Annotated in this window: 20 protein-coding genes; 6 read left to right on the top strand and 14 right to left on the bottom strand. The window is 73.8% G+C overall.

The window, feature by feature from the left end:
- Positions 1-134 precede the first annotated feature (134 nt).
- Positions 135-1,622 carry a cytochrome P450 gene (locus tag IE172_RS21855; protein WP_190098971.1) on the bottom strand — a complete coding sequence of 496 codons (1,488 nt, stop codon included), beginning with the start codon at positions 1,620-1,622 and terminating at the stop codon, positions 135-137.
- A 110-nt stretch (positions 1,623-1,732) separates the two neighbouring features.
- Here IE172_RS21855 and IE172_RS21850 point away from each other — a divergent pair, with 110 nt between their 5' ends.
- Both IE172_RS21850 and IE172_RS21845 read left to right on the top strand, forming a co-directional pair.
- Positions 1,733-2,341: a TetR/AcrR family transcriptional regulator gene (locus IE172_RS21850; protein ID WP_190098970.1), complete on the top strand. Its 609-nt coding sequence runs from the start codon at positions 1,733-1,735 to the stop codon at positions 2,339-2,341.
- A gap of 85 nt (positions 2,342-2,426) precedes the next feature.
- Positions 2,427-3,155 (top strand): DUF2470 domain-containing protein, encoded by a 729-nt coding sequence (locus tag IE172_RS21845; RefSeq protein WP_190098969.1) that lies wholly within the window; start codon positions 2,427-2,429, stop codon positions 3,153-3,155.
- A 133-nt stretch (positions 3,156-3,288) separates the two neighbouring features.
- On the opposite strand, the gene IE172_RS21840 is transcribed toward IE172_RS21845, so the two are convergent.
- The 3 genes from IE172_RS21840 to IE172_RS21830 all read right to left on the bottom strand — a co-directional run bounded on the left by IE172_RS21840 (position 3,289) and on the right by IE172_RS21830 (position 6,103).
- A complete protein-coding gene (locus IE172_RS21840; protein WP_190098968.1) occupies positions 3,289-4,242 on the bottom strand; it encodes a hypothetical protein in 954 nt (317 codons plus the stop codon).
- 58 nt (positions 4,243-4,300) lie between these two features.
- Positions 4,301-5,533, bottom strand: coding sequence for an FUSC family protein (locus IE172_RS21835; protein WP_190098967.1), 1,233 nt, complete (start codon positions 5,531-5,533; stop codon positions 4,301-4,303).
- 81 nt (positions 5,534-5,614) lie between these two features.
- The gene (locus tag IE172_RS21830; RefSeq protein WP_190098966.1) at positions 5,615-6,103 is read right to left on the bottom strand and encodes an FBP domain-containing protein; all 489 of its coding nucleotides are present in this window, start codon (positions 6,101-6,103) and stop codon (positions 5,615-5,617) included.
- Between the two features lie 253 nt (positions 6,104-6,356).
- Between IE172_RS21830 and IE172_RS21825 the strand changes: the two genes are divergently transcribed.
- Positions 6,357-7,646: an ROK family transcriptional regulator gene (locus tag IE172_RS21825; RefSeq protein WP_190098965.1), complete on the top strand. Its 1,290-nt coding sequence runs from the start codon at positions 6,357-6,359 to the stop codon at positions 7,644-7,646.
- Between the two features lie 39 nt (positions 7,647-7,685).
- Here IE172_RS21825 and IE172_RS21820 read toward each other — a convergent pair whose 3' ends face one another.
- The 5 genes from IE172_RS21820 to IE172_RS21800 all read right to left on the bottom strand — a co-directional run bounded on the left by IE172_RS21820 (position 7,686) and on the right by IE172_RS21800 (position 12,399).
- Positions 7,686-7,967, bottom strand: a complete 282-nt coding sequence (locus IE172_RS21820) for a hypothetical protein (protein WP_190098964.1) — start codon at positions 7,965-7,967, stop codon at positions 7,686-7,688.
- Positions 7,968-8,031: 64 nt separating this feature from the next.
- The gene (locus tag IE172_RS21815; protein WP_190098963.1) at positions 8,032-9,063 is read right to left on the bottom strand and encodes an SDR family oxidoreductase; all 1,032 of its coding nucleotides are present in this window, start codon (positions 9,061-9,063) and stop codon (positions 8,032-8,034) included.
- 357 nt (positions 9,064-9,420) lie between these two features.
- On the bottom strand, positions 9,421-10,614 hold the full coding sequence (locus tag IE172_RS21810; RefSeq protein WP_190099086.1) for an FUSC family protein: 1,194 nt from the start codon (positions 10,612-10,614) through the stop codon (positions 9,421-9,423).
- A gap of 51 nt (positions 10,615-10,665) precedes the next feature.
- The gene (locus IE172_RS21805; RefSeq protein ID WP_190098962.1) at positions 10,666-11,322 is read right to left on the bottom strand and encodes an HAD family hydrolase; all 657 of its coding nucleotides are present in this window, start codon (positions 11,320-11,322) and stop codon (positions 10,666-10,668) included.
- 36 nt (positions 11,323-11,358) lie between these two features.
- Complete coding sequence (locus tag IE172_RS21800) at positions 11,359-12,399, bottom strand: PHP domain-containing protein (protein ID WP_190098961.1); 1,041 nt, start codon at positions 12,397-12,399, stop codon at positions 11,359-11,361.
- A gap of 93 nt (positions 12,400-12,492) precedes the next feature.
- Here IE172_RS21800 and IE172_RS21795 point away from each other — a divergent pair, with 93 nt between their 5' ends.
- Entirely contained in the window at positions 12,493-12,768 is a 276-nt protein-coding gene (locus IE172_RS21795) for a hypothetical protein (RefSeq protein WP_190098960.1), read from the top strand.
- Between the two features lie 92 nt (positions 12,769-12,860).
- Here the strand turns inward: IE172_RS21795 and IE172_RS21790 are convergent, their stop codons facing one another.
- The 3 genes from IE172_RS21790 to IE172_RS21780 all read right to left on the bottom strand — a co-directional run bounded on the left by IE172_RS21790 (position 12,861) and on the right by IE172_RS21780 (position 14,584).
- Positions 12,861-13,337 (bottom strand): VanZ family protein, encoded by a 477-nt coding sequence (locus IE172_RS21790; RefSeq protein ID WP_190098959.1) that lies wholly within the window; start codon positions 13,335-13,337, stop codon positions 12,861-12,863.
- Between the two features lie 59 nt (positions 13,338-13,396).
- Complete coding sequence (locus tag IE172_RS21785) at positions 13,397-14,059, bottom strand: DUF4230 domain-containing protein (protein WP_190098958.1); 663 nt, start codon at positions 14,057-14,059, stop codon at positions 13,397-13,399.
- Between the two features lie 144 nt (positions 14,060-14,203).
- Positions 14,204-14,584 (bottom strand): anti-sigma factor antagonist, encoded by a 381-nt coding sequence (locus IE172_RS21780; RefSeq protein WP_229886257.1) that lies wholly within the window; start codon positions 14,582-14,584, stop codon positions 14,204-14,206.
- A gap of 248 nt (positions 14,585-14,832) precedes the next feature.
- Between IE172_RS21780 and IE172_RS21775 the strand changes: the two genes are divergently transcribed.
- The gene (locus IE172_RS21775) at positions 14,833-15,225 is read left to right on the top strand and encodes a VOC family protein (protein ID WP_190098956.1); all 393 of its coding nucleotides are present in this window, start codon (positions 14,833-14,835) and stop codon (positions 15,223-15,225) included.
- A 9-nt stretch (positions 15,226-15,234) separates the two neighbouring features.
- Here the strand turns inward: IE172_RS21775 and IE172_RS21770 are convergent, their stop codons facing one another.
- Together IE172_RS21770 and IE172_RS21765 are read right to left on the bottom strand one after the other, a co-directional pair.
- A complete protein-coding gene (locus IE172_RS21770) occupies positions 15,235-15,546 on the bottom strand; it encodes a DUF4235 domain-containing protein (RefSeq protein ID WP_190098955.1) in 312 nt (103 codons plus the stop codon).
- 59 nt (positions 15,547-15,605) lie between these two features.
- The gene (locus IE172_RS21765) at positions 15,606-16,631 is read right to left on the bottom strand and encodes a glutathione S-transferase family protein (protein WP_190098954.1); all 1,026 of its coding nucleotides are present in this window, start codon (positions 16,629-16,631) and stop codon (positions 15,606-15,608) included.
- 101 nt (positions 16,632-16,732) lie between these two features.
- On the opposite strand from IE172_RS21765, the gene IE172_RS21760 reads away from it, so the two are divergent.
- Positions 16,733-17,701, top strand: coding sequence for a cation diffusion facilitator family transporter (locus IE172_RS21760; protein WP_229886254.1), 969 nt, complete (start codon positions 16,733-16,735; stop codon positions 17,699-17,701).
- Positions 17,702-17,773: the final 72 nt, after the last annotated feature.

The following is a 17,773-nucleotide window of genomic DNA, read 5'->3' as shown; positions in this document are numbered from 1 at the left end:
GGCTCCGGGACGGACGGGGGCCGCGGCGGGGCCGCTCGGACGGGCGGGGCGCCACCGCGAGGGCACCGGAGCGCGGGCCCTCCACGTCGAGGTCCCGCGAGCACCGGCGGACCCGGCCCGACCCGTCGGCCGCGTCAGGGCGACGGCGGGCCGGCCGGGCGGGTGCCGGGCACGGCGGACGGTGTCCTGCGGTGCGGGCGCAGCCGCAGACGCTCCGGCATCAGGGTGAGGCGTTCGGTCACGCTCAGCCGGTAGGCGGGGTCCGGGCTCAGGTCGTAGCGGCGCAGGAGGAGGCCGAGGACCAACGTCGCCTCGTGCAGGGCGAACTGGCGCCCGATGCACGCCCGCGCCCCCGTCCCGAACGGCTTGAAGACATGCGCGGGCCGGGACCGCACCGCCGCCGCGTCGAAGCGGTCCGGGTCGAACCGCTCGGCGTCCGCTCCCCACACGGCGGGGTCCCGGTGCAGCATCGGCGTCAGCACCAGCGTCCAGGCGCCCCGGCGCATCGGGTGTTCCCCGCCCAGGACCGTGTCCCGCGTCGCCTCCCGGGCGAAGGCCGGAGCCGTCGGCCACAGCCGCAGCGACTCGTCGAGCACCCGGCGCACGTAGCGCAGCTTGGCGACCTGCTCGTAGCCGGGGGCCGCGGTGTCGCCCCAGACCCGATCCACCTCCGCGCGCGCCCGGGCCGCGACCCCGGGCTCACGGGACAGGTAGTGCAGCGCGAACGACAGCGCGCCCGACGTCGTCTCGTGACCGGCGACGAGGAACGTGATGACCTGCCGCCGGACGTTCTCCGCGGACAGCCGCTCCCCGGTCTGCGGGTGCGCGGTCTCCAGCATCCGGTCCAGCAGGTCCCCGTCGCCGCGGCCCCCGGCACGCCGGACCCGCACCACCTCGTCGACGATGTGGTCGAGGCGTGCGATGTCGGCCGCGTTGCGGCGGCTCGCACGGCGCAGCAGCAGCGGGGCGAGCGGCGCGGGAACGCTGTTGAGCCGCTGGGCGTGGGTGAGCGTGCCGACCATCGCCGTGACGAACGGGTGCGGGCGCGCCCGCTCGAAGGAACCGAAGTCGTGCCCGAACCCGGTCCGCGCGATCGTCTCCAGCGTCAGCTTGGTCATGTCCCCGGGCACGTCCACCGGCCGGCCGGCGGCCGCCGCGCGGTCCCAGTGCTGCGTCAGCCGCTCCGCGACGGCCAGCATCATCGGGTGGTACGCGGCCATGGCCTCACGGCTGAACCCGGGGGCCAGCACGTCGTGCGCCAGCTGCCAGTTGGGCTCGTGGTTGTACGCGGTGAACAGGCCGTCGCCCGCGACCGGCCGCAGATTGGCGATCCCCAGCCCCACGTGCTTGGCGAACCGCGACTCGTCGGCCAGATCCGCCACCAGGGCGGCGCCCCAGGTGAAGACGAACTCCTTGCCGAAGGCGTTCCGCCGGAAGATCGGCCCCAGGTCCCGTGCGTACTTCATCGAGTCCTGCAGCGGCGTCCGCCTGCTCGCGCCGACCACGTCGCCCAGCAGCGGCAGGCGGTGCGGCGGATGGGGGATGCGGTGCAGCCCGGGCCAGCCCTGCTCCGCGCTGCGGAACCCCTTCGGCAGCCCTGACCGTGTCGTCGTCTCCGCCATGACGCGCTCTCCTTCGGCCCGGCGAGCGGGCACGCCCTGTTGTACGCGAGTTCAATAGCGCGCCTTCAGTCTGGTCCGGTTGTTGAACCGGCGTCAAGTACAGTGCGGGCATGGCCGTGAACGAGGGCGGGCGCGCCCGCCGCCGGCTCAGCACCGCGGAGCGCCGCGAGCAGCTCCTGTCGGTCGGCGCGCGGCTGTTCTCCGAGAGTCCCTACGACGACGTGTGGATCGAGCAGGTCGCCGAGATCGCCGGGGTGTCGCGGGGTCTGCTCTACCACTACTTCCCCACCAAACGGGACTTCTTCGCGGCCGTCGTGGAGCGGGAGAGCGAGCGGATGCTCCGGATGACGGCGGCGGCCCCCGGCGTCCGGGTGCGCGAACAGCTCACCGCGGGTCTGGACGCGTATCTGGAGTACGTCGAGGCCCATGCGCACGGCTACCGCGCCTTCCACCGCGCCGACGCCGCCGGGGACCGGTCCGTGCGCCGGGTCTACCGGCGGGCCCTGGCCGCGCAGGAGCGGCAGATCCTGGCGGCGCTCGCGGCGGATCCCGAGTTCGGGCCGGTCCTCGAGGCGCGGCCGGACACCCGGCTCGCGGTGCGCGGCTGGCTGGCCTTCACCACCGCGGTCTGTCTGGAGTGGCTGCGCGGCGCGGAATTGGGTCGGAAGCAGGTGCGCGACCTCTGTGCGCGCGCCCTGCTCGGTGTGCTCACGCCCTGAGAGGACTCAGGAGGGTCCCGCCGTGGTTGGCGCGCACCCCGATCTTCGGTAGGTTAGGCAAGGCTTACCTAAGAGGAGGTTGGGGATGGGTGACGACACGCACGGCTGGACGGCCGCACCGGGCGCGGCGGCGCGGGCCCGCTCGGTGCTCGCCGCCGCGTGGTCCTGCGCGGTGACCACGGAGGGCACCCGTGAGGAGTTCGCCGGCGCGCACACCGTGACCGACGACGGACGGGTGCTCCTGGAGGTCCCGGAGGACAGCGCGCTGCTCACCACCGCGATCTGCGCGCCGCGCGGGGAGCCGTCCGCCGTGCTGGAGTTCGCCGACGTCGCCCCCGTCCCCGTGCGCGACCGGATCCGCGCCCGGCTGTGGCTCGCCGGCTGGTTCTCCGCCGGGGGCGGCCGTCTCGCCTTCCAGCCGACGCGCGTCGTCCTCCGGCAGCCGTCCGGCGCCGTCCTCGTCGACCCCGGCGAATTCGCCACCGCGGCACCCGACCCGCTCGCCACCGCCGAGGCCCGGCTGCTGACCCACCTCGCCGACTGCCACGCCGACGCGGTCGAACGCCTCACCCGCCTGGTCGACACGGGCAGCCTGCACGGAGCCGTCCGCGTCCAGCCGCTCGCCGTCGACCGGCACGGGCTGACCCTGCGCATCGAACGCGTCCGCGCGGGCGGCGACGTCCGGCTGCCGTTCCACGCGCCCGCCGACGACCTCGCCGAACTCACCGAACGCATGCACGTCCTGCTCTCCCAGGCCGCCGCCGCGTCCTGCCCCCGCGCGCCGCAGCGCCGGCGCGCGGACGGCGACGGGTGAGACGAACGGGGCCCCGCCGCCCCGGTCCGGGGAAACCGCCGGCCGTGGCCCCGGTGCACGCCGGACGCGGAGGGCATCCACGCCCGTGAACGGGCGCCGGCCGTCGACGGCGGGCGAGCGCGGCCGGGCCGGGCTACCAGTCCCCGTCCCGCACCGGCGCGCCCGGCGCGTCCCCCAGGGGTTTCACCTGGTGGGGTGAGGGGTCCTGCCAGGGCTCGTGGTCGTCGCCGAGCCAGTCGCCGACGGGTTTCACCCCCTGGAGCGCGTCGGAGGGGGCCAGGTCCTCGCCGTCCTGGTCGTAGTAGTCGAACCAGGGCAGGCCGGCGCGGGTGTAGGCGGCCCGGTCCACGGGCGACGGCGGCGGCGCCTCACCCGTGATGCCGCGCCACTGGGGCGGGGTGACCAGATGAACGAACACCCGCCCCGCGGGCCTCTCGGACCAGTCGGTCAGGGGCCGGTCGTCCGCGTAGACCTCCTGCCGCATCGACCCCCCGGCCCCGAGCCCCATCGCCGCCGAGCGTGCCCGCACCGCCGCCCGGCGCCGCCCCTCCTCCTCGCGCCACCGGGCCAGCGGACCGTCGTCCAGCGGGAAGGACCGCAGCTGGACACCGCCCCACACCTCCTCACCGGTGACCTGTCCCTCGACCGTCGCCCCGAGGCCCAGCGGCACGGCCACGAACTGGCGGACCGTGCCCCTCCCGGAGTTGATGCCGTCCAGCCAGGGCTGGCGGGGCAGGACCACGTAGTTCTGCGGGTCGCGCGTCAGCCGGTCGCTCCACGGGCGGCCCGACACCGCGCACACCTTGCCGACTCCGACCTGCAGCGCGGCCGGCTCCCGCGTGCCCGCGAAGCTCAGCCACATCGCCTCCCGCAGATACACCGGCAGCATCACGCCGCCCCGCGCCCGCCACGCCTCGGGCACCGCGTCCCCGTAGTCCGCGACGCGCCGGACCGGGAACTCGCCCAGGCCCGGCGGCAGCGCGTGCGTGCCCGACTCGGGCAGCCGCAGCGTCCGGACGAACCGCACCGCCACACCCCCGGGCAGCCGCAAGGTGTTCCCGTCGATCCGTACGGTGCCCCCGGTCATCCGCACACGCCCCCTTCGCGTCGCCGGACCCCGCGCGGACGCGCCGGGCCCCCTCCGCTCAAGAACGAGCGGAGGCACCGCGGCGGTTCCGGCTCAGCCGGTCCCGCAGCCCGGTGAGCCGGGGCAGCCGCTCGCGCTGCTCCCGCGAGTGCCGGTCCAGTTCCTCGAAGAGCCTGCGCGTACGGTGCTCGGTGTCCATCTCGTCGAGGATGCGGTTGACCTCGGTCAGCACCGCCCCGAGGAGCTGCCACTGGCGCGCGTCGCGCCGGGCCTCGGCGAAGAGGGCCTCGGCCAGCTTGTCCCGGGTGGCCGCCGCCTGCCGCAGCTGGGAGGCGAGCCGGTCCTCCGCCGACTCCGCGTTCGCGCTGACACTCGTGGTCACCAGCACCGCGAAGCTGACCACGGCATCGGCGATCTCCGACAGCAACTGCGCGAAGACGGCCCCCGTCTCCGGCGCGAACAGCCGGCCGGGCCCGCGCTCCTTGGACAGGTCGGTCAGGGTGCGGGCCAGCACCCGCACCACCACCGTGCAGATCTCCAGCGTGTCCAGGCCGGTGCGCAGCACGATCCGGTGCAGCAGTCCCTCGCGCACGCGGGGATTGAGCCGCAGACTGTCCTCCGCCTGCCGGAGGTCCGCGTCCACCTCGGAGATGTCGTGGTCCAGCCGGCGGGCCTCGTACAGCCGGGCCTCCGCGCGCGCCGAGGGCGGGCCCTCCGCGGCCTCCTCGCCGATCCGCAGCATCAGCTGCCGCACCCGCCGCGCCAGCTCCTCGATCGACGCGCCGGCCTCCTCCACCCACACCGGCGGAGCCAGCAGCAGGTTGAAGGCCATCCCGACGACCGCTCCGATCAGGGTCTCGACGATACGGGCCCAGGCGGTGTCCCCGTGGGTGGTCACCCCGAGCACCAGCATCGCGCTGATCGCCACCTCGGGGACGAACTCGTCCACCCGCACCAGATGGCCGATGATCAGCGACGACAGGATGAGCAGGCCCAGGCTCCACCAGGTCAGGCCCACCAGCAGGCTGAACAGGATCGCCACGACGACCCCGGTCACCACGGCGTTCACCCGGCGCAGCCCGGTGGTGAGCGTGGAGTACAGGGTGACCTGGACGACGAGCAGCGCGGTCAGGGGCGCGGTGAGCGGCGCGGTCTCGGGACTGAACCGTACGGCGATGACGTAGGCGATCGTGGCGGCCGCCGCCGACCGCACCGTCTGCACGGCCAGTGGGTCCCGGCGCCGCTTGACGAACTGAACGGCCGGGGCGGTCATCTCACGTACACCTTGCATCTCGGGACGGTTCCCCTTCCCCGGACGCGACGAACGTGTTTCGCGGCGACGGCAGTCACCCGGCGGACAAGCGGGCGGTCGCTACAACGTGTCGAGGAAGGCGAACAGGTTGCGCCGCGTGCGGTCGATCTGCTCCTCCAGGGTGAGGCTCTCCTCGAAGCGGGCCCCGCTCTCGGGCACCTTCAGACCGCGCAGGTAGAGGGAACAGGCCAGGTCGGTGCACATGTAGGCGCCGACTGAGTTGCCCTCGCGGCCGGCCGCTCCCGCCTTGCGCGCCGTCATCAGGGAGACACCGCCGCGCGGATGCGTCGTCAGGCACAGGGAGCACATGCTGCGGTGCAGGAAGCCCCGCTGGGCGGGCTGGAACCGCAGGGCCACCCCGACGGGACGCCCTTCGCGCTCGACGACGACGTAACTGCGGTCGGGCGCGCCCGGATCACGCCAGCCCAGGAAGTCGAGATCGTCCCAGGGGCGCGCCTCCAGACCCCGGGGCACGGCCAGCCGCTTGGCCTCACCCTTCGAACAGTTGATGAACGACGTACGGATGTCCTGCTCGGTGAGCGCTCTCATGAAGGCCGTCTCCTGGCGTGCGCCGCGGCGCGTGCTGTGCGTGATCTTCCGGAGCCCAGAGGTCAGGGGGTCCGGATCTTTCCGGTTCAGGGTAGGAACCGGGCCGCCGGGGAGCCAACGGATTTTCCGACCGCGGCGCGACCAGGCAACGCCCCTTGTTAGTTCACAGCATGAAATAAGGGGGGAGGGAAGTCGCGCCGGAACCTGCCCCACCGGTATGTTGCAGGTCGGGCAGGGTGTCGGAAGGAGCCACATGGCGGGGCGGAACGGGCGCACGGTGCGCGACCTCAGGCGGGCCAACCGCACGGCCGTGCTGCAACGCTTGTACTTCGACGGCCCGCTGAGCCGCTTCGAGCTCGGCCCCGCCACCGGCCTCAGCTCCGGATCCGTCAGCAACGTCGTCGCCGACCTGGTCGCCGACGGGCTCGTGGAGGAGGCGGGCAGCGTCGACTCCGACGGCGGCCGGCCGCGCACCCTGCTGCGGGTGGCGCCGGCCAGCGGCCACATGATCGGCGTCGACGTGGGGGAGACCCGGGTCCGCGTCGAACTGTTCGACCTGACCCTCACCGAGCTCGCCCGGGCCGAACGCCCGCTGGAGCAGCAGCGCTACGAGGTCGAGGTGATCGTCGACCACATCCGCTCCGGCATCGACGAGGTGCTCGCCGCCGCGGGACTCGCCCCCGAGCGGCTCCTCGGCGTCGGCATCGGTGTCCCCGGCATCGTCGAGCACACCCCCGACCGCGGCGCCGTCGTGCACGGGCAGACCATCGGCTGGGACGGGGTCCCCCTGGAGTCCCTGCTGCGTACCGGCTCCCCGCTCCCCGGCAGCGTGCCGTACTTCATCGACAACGGCGCCAGGACGCTCGGCCAGGCCGAGATGTGGTTCGGGGCCGGACGCGGGGCCCGCAACGCGCTCGTGGTCCTCTTCGGCTCCGGCGTCGGAGCCTGCCTGGTCACACCGGAGGTGGAGCACGGCCGGGCGGTGGAATGGGGGCACCTGACGGTACGGGTCCGGGGGCGCCGCTGCCGCTGCGGTGCGCTGGGCTGCCTGGAGGCGTACGCGGGTGCCGAGTCGCTGCTCGCCCGGTGGCGCGAGGAGGGCGGCCCGGTGCCCGGGGGCGTGGACGAGGAGACGGCCCTGACGGCGATGCTCGCCGCCGCCTACCCCGCCGACGGCACGCCGCCCGACCCGGTCGCGCTCGCCGTCCTGGAGGAGACCGCCGAGTACTTGGGCGCGGGCCTGTCCGACCTGATCAACCTCTTCCAGCCGGAACGCATCCTCATGGGCGGCTGGGCGGGCCTCCAGCTCGGCTCCCGCTTCCTGCCCGCCGTGCGCCGGCACGCCCTGTCGTACGCGCTGCGCCACCCGGCGGAGAAGGTGACGATCGAACTGGGCCGGCTCGGTCCCGACGCGGTCACCGTGGGCGCCGCGATCCTGCCGCTCGCCGGCTTCTTCAGCCGCGGCGGCCGCCGCCCGGACCCGGACCCGCAGTCCCCGCCCCCCGCCTGGCGCACCGCCCTGGAGGACCGCGCCCCGCGCTGAGCGGCGCCCGCCGGGCGGGCCCGCGCCCGGGCGCACGGGTTACGCCGACGGCTCGTCGGGGACCGGGTGTTCCGGGTTGCCGGACGCCGAGTGCGGAGCGCCCCTGCGGCCCGTTCCGGCCTCGTCCGTGTCGGGGACGTCGGAATCGGCGCCGTCCGCATCCGGCTCCTCCGACTCGCCCGCCTTCTTCTCGCTCTCCCGTTCCGCGGCGGCCGGTGCGACCTCCCAGGGGTCCTCACCCGGACCGGCCTGCTGATCGGGCAGGTCGCGGGGTACGGCCGCGCCGTTCTCACCGGGGCCTTCGAGACGGTGGTCGGTCACGTCGTTTCTCCCTCCATGTGCCGGTCCTCGCGAGTACCCCGGGAGCGTCCGCGCAACCCGGCGCTCAGCCCGCCTTGCGCCCGCGCAGCGGCTCCGTCACGTCCCCCGCCCCCTGCCGCAGACCCAGCAGGAACTCCTCCACCACCTGCGTCGCCGTGCGCACCGGCCGCCAGCCCAGTTCGTCGCGCGCCCGCGAGCAGTCCATCAGCGGCAGCCTCAGCACGGCGTCGAACAGATGGGGGGAGGCCGGCAACAACCGCAGCCCCCATCCGGCGGCGACCGCCGAGCGGGCCGCGGCGCGCGGCAGCCGCACCCGGCGGGTGCCGAGCATCTCCCCGAGCAGGTCCGCGTCGACGGTCGGCTCGGCGGCGAGGTTGAAGGCGCCCCGCGCCTCGGTGGACAGCACCGCCAGCCGGTAGGCGTCGGCCGCGTCGTCGGTGTGCAGGGCCTGGACCGGCAGCCCCGGGATGTCGGGCAGGAACGGCAGCAGATCGGGGCGTGCCATCGGTCCCGGCAGGAAACGGCCGCCGAAGATACGGCGCTGTTCGCTCGCCGACTCCCGCTTGAACAGGAACGCGGGCCGCATCCGCACCACCCGTGTGCCGGGCCGGTCCCGCTCGAACGTGTCGAGCGCCCGCTCCAGGTACGCCTTCTCCCGGCAGTACGCGGCGTCCGGCCAGCCGTGCGTCGGCCACGACTCGTCCACCGTCCGGTCCTTCGGGCCCGGTGAGTACGCCCCGACCGACGAGGCGTGCACCAGCGCCGGCACCCCCGCCTCGGCCACCGCGTCGAACACCCGCATGCTGCCGAGCACATTGGTGCGCCACGTGGTCGCCGGATCGTGCGTCGGCTGGAAGGCCCAGGCCAGATGGATCACCGCGTCGGCGCCGGCGAACTCCTCCACGAGATCGAACCGGTCCGAGGCCACGTCCACCGCCGACCACTCGGTCTTCGGCGGCGACCACTCCGGGATCCGCCGGGCCAGCCCCCGTACGGAGGCCACCTCCGGTTCCGCCGCGAGCGCCCGCACCACGCTGGTCCCGGCGTTGCCCGTGGCGCCCGTCACGACCACCCTCATGCCCGTTGCGCTGCTCACCCTGAGCTCCTCTCGGCCGTACGCTCCGCGGACCCGGCGGGTACCCCCGAGGCGAAGGCGTTCACTCCGGCGGGGCGGGCCGAGGGTCGCTCCCGTGCCGCCGGAGGGTGAGCGACGGGGCGGCGCACAGGGAAAGCCCCGACCGTGACGGGGGGATCACGGCCGGGGCGGACAGAGGGTGGGCGCGGACGGCGGTCGCCTCTCGGCGAAGGGCTCCACAGGGCTTCAGCCGAACGATCGTCCCTGTGGGCGAATGGTGAGGCCCGGGGACACTGTCCCGTCCGCACCCACGTCCTGTTCAACGGCCGGCCCCCGCGGGCTGTTCCGGGTGGGGCCGGGACGCGGGCGTGAGGTGTGTCACCGGGTCCGGTCCCCGCCGTCGAGGTCCGCCCAGAGGTTCTCCGCCTGGAGCAGCAGCGCTCCCAGGACCGCCGTCCGCGCGGCGCCCTGCCCGGCGTGCTCGCGCAGCCCTTCCTGCAGCCTTTCGTGCAGCTCCCGCATCACCGCCTCGGTCCGCTCGTCGAGCAGGGGGTCCTCGCGGGCGCTCCCGCCCAGCAGCCGGTCGGCCTCCGCCCGGCAGCTGTCACCGAGGAGTTCCAGCAGCTCCGCGTAGGAGCGCAGCACCTCCTCGTCCGGGGCGGCGGGCGTGCGCTCCTCGTCCGCGGCCACCGCCAGCGTGCGGGTCAGCGCCGTGACGTGGCCGGTGACGCGGCCGAACCGCTCGTCCTCCTCCGCCGGCGGCAGCCCCGTGGTCGGCGCCCGGTGCAGGGCGCGCAGGACACCCGAGGTCAGCCGCAGGCTCTCCGTGCTCCAGCCCCGCGCCGAGCGCAACGCCCCCAGACGGTCCTGGAGCCGTGCGGAGGCGCCCACCCATCCGACGGCCGTCTGTCCGTCCCAGTCGCCCTCGCGCAGGTCCCCGGCGACGGTGCGCAGCACCTCGCCCGTCTCACGGGCCAGCGCCGACAGGTTCTCCCGTACGTCGCGCAGATGGATCGGCGGCAGCACCAGCGCGTTCACGGCGATCCCGATGACCGCGCCGAGTGCGGCCTGGCCCAGCCGGTGACCGACCGCGGCCGCGCTCACCGTCCCCGTGGCGATGGTGAACACCGCCGTGGTGGCGGCGTAGATGCCCTGGTCGCCGAAGCGCGGCCAGTTCGACAGCAGCACCAGCACCGGCACGGACAGCGCGAGCGCGCCCGTCGTGTCCCCGGTGACGGCCTGCGCCCCCGAGGCCACCAGCGCTCCCACGCAGATCGCCGCGAACTGCCGGGTGCCCTGGAGGATCGAGCTGTAGACCGTGGCCTGCACCAGCACCAGCGCCACCCACGGCGCCATCAGGGCCATCGGATCGCCGAGCCAGACCTGCGCCAGCACCCAGGCCAGCAGTGCCGCCGCCGCGGCCTTCAGCGACTGGACGAGCAGGTCCCGTTCCCGCCCCGGCCCGCGCCAGGCGGCCCGCGCCGCCCGTGCGACGGACCGCGCGTCCCAGCGCACGGCCTCCCGCAGCCTGGCGACCGCCGAGACCTGCCCGCCGGTCTCACCCGGCGGCATCTCTTCCCACGTACGCACCATGCCCTGCGGGTATCCCGTCCGCCCGGCACCTCATGCCAGGGGACTGTCCGCCAGGGACGCCAGGAGGTGAGCCGGACCGTCGTAGACCGCTTCCGCGCCGGCCTCCTCCAGGTCGGCCCGCGGGATGCCCCCGCACAGGACGCCCACGCAGCGCACCCCGGCGCGGCTGCCCGCCCGCATGTCCCACACCGTGTCACCGACGAAGACCGCCCGCGCGGCCGGTACCCCGGCCAGTTCCAGGGCGTGCTCGACGGGTTCCGGCGCGGGCTTGCCCCGCTCGACGTCGTCGGCGCTCGCCGTCGCGGTGATGGCCTCGTCGGCGCCGATCGCCCGGCGCAGCGCGCTCAGCTCCGCGCCGCCGGCCGAGGTGGCGAGCACCACCGCCCAGCCGTCCCGGTGCAGCCGTTTCAGCAGCCGTCCGGCGTCCGGCAGCGGCGGCAGCCGGTCGAAGTACTGCCCGTACAGCGCCTTGTGCGCGGCGCTCAGTTCCTCGTCGCGTCCGGTGTCCCGGTCCTCACCGAGCAGATGGGCGACGAGGTCGGAGGAGGGCAGTCCCACGGCCCGGTGGACGGCGTGCATCGGCACCTGGTGGCCCGCTTGCCGGAACGCCTCCCACCAGGCCGTCACATGCAGGTGATTGGTGTCGGCCAGAGTGCCGTCCACGTCGAACACGGCAGCCCGTTCCATACGCGCTCCTTCCTGAGGGCGGGGACGGGTACCACCTCAGCCGCCCGTCACTCCGGAGGGCACCTTCCGTTCCCGGGCCCACGCCAGCACCTCGTCCAGGGACCAGGTGGTGACCACCCGCTCCGGCGGCACCCCGCACTCCTGCGCCCGGGCGCACCCGAGGATCTGCCAGTCCAGCTGGCCCGGCGCGTGCGCGTCGGTGTCGACGGAGAACAGCACACCCGCCTCGACCGCACGGCGCAGCAGCCGGCGCGGGGGGTCGAGCCGCTCCGGCCGGCTGTTGATCTCCAGCGCGGTGCCGGTCTCCGCGCACGCCGCGAACACCTCGTCGGCGTCGAACTCGGATGCGGGCCGGCCGCGCCCGGTGAGCAGGCGTCCGGTGCAGTGGCCGAGGACGTCGGAGTGCGGGTCGCGCACGGCCGACACCATGCGGCGGGTCATCGACCGCGCGTCCATGCGGAGCTTCGAGTGCACGGACACCACCACGACGTCCAGCCGCTCCAGCAGCTCCGGCTCCTGGTCGAGGGTGCCGTCCTCGAGGATGTCGCACTCGATCCCGGTCAGCAGCCGGAACGGCGCCCACGTCTCGTTGAGCTCCGCGACCACGTCCAGCTGCTCGCGGAGCCGGCCGGCCGACAGCCCGCGCGCCACGGTCAGCCGCGGCGAGTGGTCCGTCAGCACGGCCCACTCGTGCCCCAGCGCGGCGGCGGTGCGGCCCATCTCCTCGATCGGGCTGCCGCCGTCCGACCAGTCGGAGTGCAGATGGCAGTCCCCGCGCAGCAGGTCGCGCAAGGGCTGCCCGTCCCGGTCCGCGGGCCGGCGCTCCGCCTCGTCCTCCAGCTTCCGCAGATATCCGGGTTCCTCGCCGGCCAGTGCCTCGTACGCCACCTGCGCGGTCTTCGGCCCGACTCCCTTGAGCCCCTCCAGCGTCCCGGCCGCCGCCCGTTCGCGCACCCCGTCCGCGCCGAGCTCCGACAGGGTGCGCGCGGCGGTGCGGAAGGCCCGGACGCGGTACGTCGGTGCCAGGGACCGCTCCAGCAGGAAGGCGATCCGTTCCAGCGCCTCGACGGGTTCCATCGCCACCTCCTCGCTCCAGGGTTCCCCACGGCGGGTACGACCGCACGACGGCGGACGCCGCGTTCGTCCGGTTTGCGCTCTACCCTCGAAGGCATGACGGAAAGCGCGAGCCCGTACATGTCGCACCCGCGGATCATGGTGCTGGGGGTACAGCCCGGGACCCCGCCGTTCCGGATCGTGGAGATCGACGGACAGGTGGTCGGTGAGGCCAGGACGCTCACCGACGTGCTGCAAGCCGCCGCCGCCTTCGGGATCACGGTCCACGACCTGGACGATCCGGACACCGTCCGCTGGGTGGGCGGCGACAAGCTCACCTGGACCGTGCGCCGCTTCCCCCAGGAGCGGCGGGAACGGGACGAACGGCCTTAGGCACGACGTGCCGCGTCGGTCCGGGCGCCGGCACGGCTGCCCTGGAGCCCCGCGGCGGGCGCCGGGAGGACCCGGCGCCCGCCGCCGGCCGGTCAGGCTTTCGGCTTCCGCGCGTGCACCGCGCGGCTGAGGCGACGGCCCACGAGCAGATAGCCGATCAGCGCCCCGCTGGTGTTCAGGATGACGTCGTCGATGTCGAAGGCGCGTCCGGTCACCAGGAACCCCTGGGCGACCTCGACCAGCAGCATCACCACGGCCGTCAGCACCAGCACGCGCAGGAAACCACGGGTGCGCGGTGCGACGACCGGCGCGAGGACACCGAAGGGGACGCCGAGCAGGATGTTGCCGCCGATCTGGCGCACGGCGTCGCGCAGCGCGGGCTGGTCGAGATAGGCCCGCAGGGAGCGGCCCGGGTGCAGATTGGTATGGGTCAGTGCCTCGGAGGCGGGCGAGGGCTGCAGCGTGAGCTGGGCCAGCACCACCGCGAAGACGACCATGAAGACGATGGCACACAGCAGCACCAGCAGCCGCAGGGGCAGCGGGAGCGGTCGTGGGGCGGCGCGGGCCATGCGGTCCTCCAGTCGTCAACTTCCGTCAGTGGTACGGCTGTTACCCCCGGCCGGGGTGCTCAGTCGCCGTAGGTCACGCGCACCTTCTCGAACCCCAGGGAGCGCAGCAGACCTTCGAGCATCTCGGTGGTGTTGGTCTCGGCCCGGGCGGTGAGTCCGCTCTCCTTCGCCGCGTCACCGATGTGCCGCACCGCGAGCTTCTGCACGGCCTGCTCGCTGTTGGGGTTGTCGGAGAAGAGGTCGCCGAGCCGGTCGAACAGCCCGCGCTGCTTGGAGACGGCGTAGGAGCGCTCGGGATCCAGCGCCGGTGTGCCCAGGCGCGCGTGGGGCAGACGCAGCGTCGCCGACGTGCGGTCCTCGTCGACCCGTACGTCGTCCTTGCCCAGCGCGCCGAGGTCGACATAGGCGTCGACGGTGCCCGCGCCCACGTAGAGCGTGCGGCTGCCGCGGACCGCGTCGGGCAGGAACTTGGCGTCCTTCTCCAGGTCCACCACGACCTGGAAGTTGCCCGAGGCGGCGTCGTAACGGCTGATGTCCTGGATGGACTCCAGGAGCGCGGGGCCCGAGCGGTCCCGGGTCTCCGTACCGAACAGGTCCTTCAGGCCGGGCAGCACGCTGAGCCGCAGGCCGGCGAACAGCACGGCCAGCAGGAGCACCACCGAGCCGACCACTTTCACCCAGCCGGGAACGCGCGCGGTCATTGCCTTCACGGGAGTCGTCATGGCGACGGCCCTCCTTCCTGTCAGTCCGGATGCCCGCCAGTTCGCGGGCCAGACAAGGAAGTTGAGGATCCGACAAGTGCGGCGGAAGCGTGGAGGGGCGCACGGCGGGCGCCCCCGGGGAGGTGCCGGCGGCCCCGGTCGCCGTCAGGCCGGGCCGGACGCGGACTCCGGCCGCCCCAGGGCCGCCTCCAGGGTCGGCCACGGGGGCAGCAGCCGGGACAGACCCGTGATGCGGAGCATGCGCAGGGTCAACGGATGCGCGCAGACGAGGCGCAGGCTCCCCGGCCCGTCCGCCGTCCGGTGCCGCGCCCGGTACAGCAGGCGCAGGCCCGAGCAGTCGAAGAACTCGACCCGGGTCAGATCGATCACGATCCGCGCCTTCGGGTCGGTGGTCGCCATGTCCAGGTGCGGGACGATCTCCGCGGCCGCGGCGATGTCGATCTCGCCGCGGAACTCCAGCACCGTGTGTCCCCGGTCCTGGCGGACGCGCAGATGCCGGGTCAGCGGCGCGGGTTCGTACCGCACGAGGCCATCTCCTCCAGCCTGCTGGGCGCAACGGAGGCGGGGAGGGCTCCCAACGGCGTTGCCTGCCCCGCAAGTTACCTTCGGTCGACTGCATTTGAGCATGCCCGGTTGACATATGTCTTCGCATTGCGACCGAGTTCTTCCGTGTCGCCTCCGTGCGGGGAGGTCCGACTGAAACCGGCGAGCGGGGACAGGTTCCCCCTACAGGGCGGGGCAGCAGCGCCCCGCACCGGGACCCCGGAGGAGACATGGCACTGGTGACGACGGGCGTGGTGGTGCTCGACTGCGCCGAGCCCGAGAAACTCGCCGAGTTCTACAAGGAGTTGCTGGGAGCCGACGAGGCCGGCGCCAACGCCAACCGGGTGGAGATCCGGGCCGCCGACGGCTTCCGGCTGGCATTGCGCCGCGACGCCAACGCGACCGCGCCCAGCTGGCCGCGCCCGGAGAACTCCCTCCAGGCGCACCTCGAGTTCGTGGTGGACGACCTGGACGCGGTGGAACGCCGGATCGTGAGTCTCGGGGGCCGCCCGATCGAGTCGGGCGACCCCGCGGGGCCCGCCGAGGAACGCGGCTACGCCGACCCGGCGGGCCACTCCTTCGTCGTCCGCCGGGGCACCCCGACGGCGCCGAAGCAGGGCTGAACCCTCACCTCAGTCGCGGCCGCCGTCGTCCGGGACCGGCCAGCTGCCCGTGGAACGCTCGATCGCCTTGGCGCCCGCCCGGTCCACGACACTGCGCACCACCGCGAAGATGGCGCCCTGGATGGCGGCGGCCAGCAGGATCTCGCCCCAGCGGCGGTCCCGGTCCAGGGCGTCCGGCGCGTTGTCCTCGTGCCGGATCACCTTCCAGGTCTTCTGGAAGGCCATCCCGGCCAGGGTGCCGCTCGTCCAGCCCAGTACGAACCCGACCGGCTTGTACGCCAGGGGCATCTTGTTCTTCGCCTTCTTGCTCTTCTTCGCCACGTCGATCTCCCGGATCGGTCTCGTGATGGTGTTCGGTGGATGTCGGTCGGGCCGGGCGGTCAGGGGCGGCCCCGTGCGGGCACCTCCTCGCCGGCCGGTACGGGCCCCGGCGGAGTGCCGTCCCCGAACGGCCGGCCGCCCAGCTCCTCACGGTGGTGGGGCGTCGTCCAGCCGGACAGGTCGGGGCCGAGCGGCACGATGCCGGACGGGTTGATCCCCGTGTGCACCTGGTAGTAGTGCCGCTTGATGTGGTCGAAGTCCACGGTGTCGCCGAATCCCGGCGTCTGGTAGAGGTCGCGGGCGTAACCCCACAGCACCCGGTTCTCCGCCAGCTTCCAGCGGTTGCACTTGAAGTGGCCGTGGTACACGGCGTCGAACCGCACCAGTGTGGTGAACAGCCGGATGTCCGCCTCGGTGATCGTGTCACCGACCAGGTACCGCTGCCGCTCCAGCCGTCCCGCCAGCAGTTCCAGCCGCCGGAACACGGCCGTGCACGCGGCCTCGTACTCCTCCTGGTCCGTGGCGAAACCCGCCCGGTACACGCCGTTGTTGACGTCCTGGAACACGGCCTCCACGACGGCGTCGATCTCGTCGCGCAGCGCCTCCGGGTACAGGTCGGGCGCCCCCTCGCGGTGCAGGGCCGTCCACTCGGTGGCCAGGTCCAGAGTGATCTGCTGGTAGTCGTTGGTGACCAGCTTCCCGCTCGGTACGTCCACGACCGCCGGCACGCTGACCCCGCCCGGGTGCTCCCTCTCGCGCCGCTCGTACGCCTCGCTCAGGAACCGGATGCCGAGCACCGGGTCCCGGCCGTCCGGGTCCAGGGTGAAGCGCCAGCTCCGGTCGTCCTGCACCGGGTCCGTCACGGCCAGGGACAGCGCGTCCTCCAGACCGAGCAGCCGCCGGGACACCAGGGCCCGGCTCGCCCACGGACAGGCGCGGCTCACCACCAGCCGGTAGCGCCCCGCCTCCACCGGCCAGGAATCCCGGCCGTCCGCGGTGATCCGGTCCGCGAAGTGTGCCTTCGACCTCCTGAACTTCTTCCTGCCGTACGCGCTGTTGCCGACGCCCCCGTCGTCGCGGCCCATGATGCTCTCCTCGTCGCCGTTCGGATGTCCCTGTGACCGCGTTCCCCGTTTTCCGCCGACGGCACGGTGTGCCCTGGGCCGACCGGGGCAATCGGCCGAGGGTGAGTACTCGATCGGATCGCAGAACCCGGATCACGGTGCTGGTGGCGCTCGCCGCCAATCTGGTGATCGCCGTCGCCAAGGCCATCGGCGGACTGGCCGCCGCCTCCCCGGCATTGCTGTCGGAGGCGGCACACTCGGTCGCCGACAGCCTGAACGAGGTGTTCCTGCTGGCCGCCCTGCGGCGCAGCCGCCGCCCCGCCGACCGCCGTCACCCGTTCGGCTACGGCAAGGAACGCTTCTTCTGGTCACTGCTCGCGGCCGTCGGGATCTTCGTGATGGGCGGCTGCTTCTCCTTCTACCAGGGCATCGAGGCGCTCAGGAGCGGGGGCGAGGAGAAGGACCTGGGCGGCTACGTCGCCGGACTGATCGTGCTCGGCGTCGCCCTGCTCGCCGAGGGCGGCTCGCTGCTGCGCGCCCTGTACCAGGTGCGCCGGCAGGGCGGCCTCGGCAGCGGACTGCGCGACCCGGCGCTGCGCACGGTGGTCGCCGAGGACGGCACCGCGGTGGTGGGCGTCACCCTGGCCATCGCGGGCATGGCACTGCACATGATCACCGGCCGGGTGGTGTGGGAGGCGGCCGCCTCGCTCGCCATCGGCGCGCTGCTCGTCTACGTCGCCTACCGGCTCGGCCGTGAGGCCCGCGACCAGCTGATCGGCGAGGCCGTCGCCCCCGAGACGAGCGCGCGCATCCGGGAACTGCTGCGCGCCCAGCCCGAGATCGACAGTGTGGAGGCGCTCCTCACCATGAAGACCGGCCTGGACACCGTCCTGGTGGCCGCCCGCGTCGACCTGGTACCCGGGCTGGACAGCGAACGCGTCGAGGAGGTCGCCGTACGCATCAAGCAGTCGATCTCCCACACGTTCCCCGAGGCGGAGCAGATCTTCCTGGACGTCACCGAACGGGGCTCCGCGGAAGCGTGCGAGGCATGGGAGAGCCCCGCCGCGACGGGGGAGCGCGGCGGGGCCTGAGGCACGGATGCCCGGCGGCCGGGGCTTCATGCGCACCGCGCGCGAGAATCCTCCGGACCGGCGGGCCCGCGT

This window comes from Streptomyces griseoflavus, from assembly GCF_014649995.1.
Classification (GTDB): domain Bacteria; phylum Actinomycetota; class Actinomycetes; order Streptomycetales; family Streptomycetaceae; genus Streptomyces; species Streptomyces griseoflavus.
The sequence above is the reverse complement of the archived record's forward strand: the minus strand, read 5'-3'. Positions and strand labels throughout refer to the sequence as shown.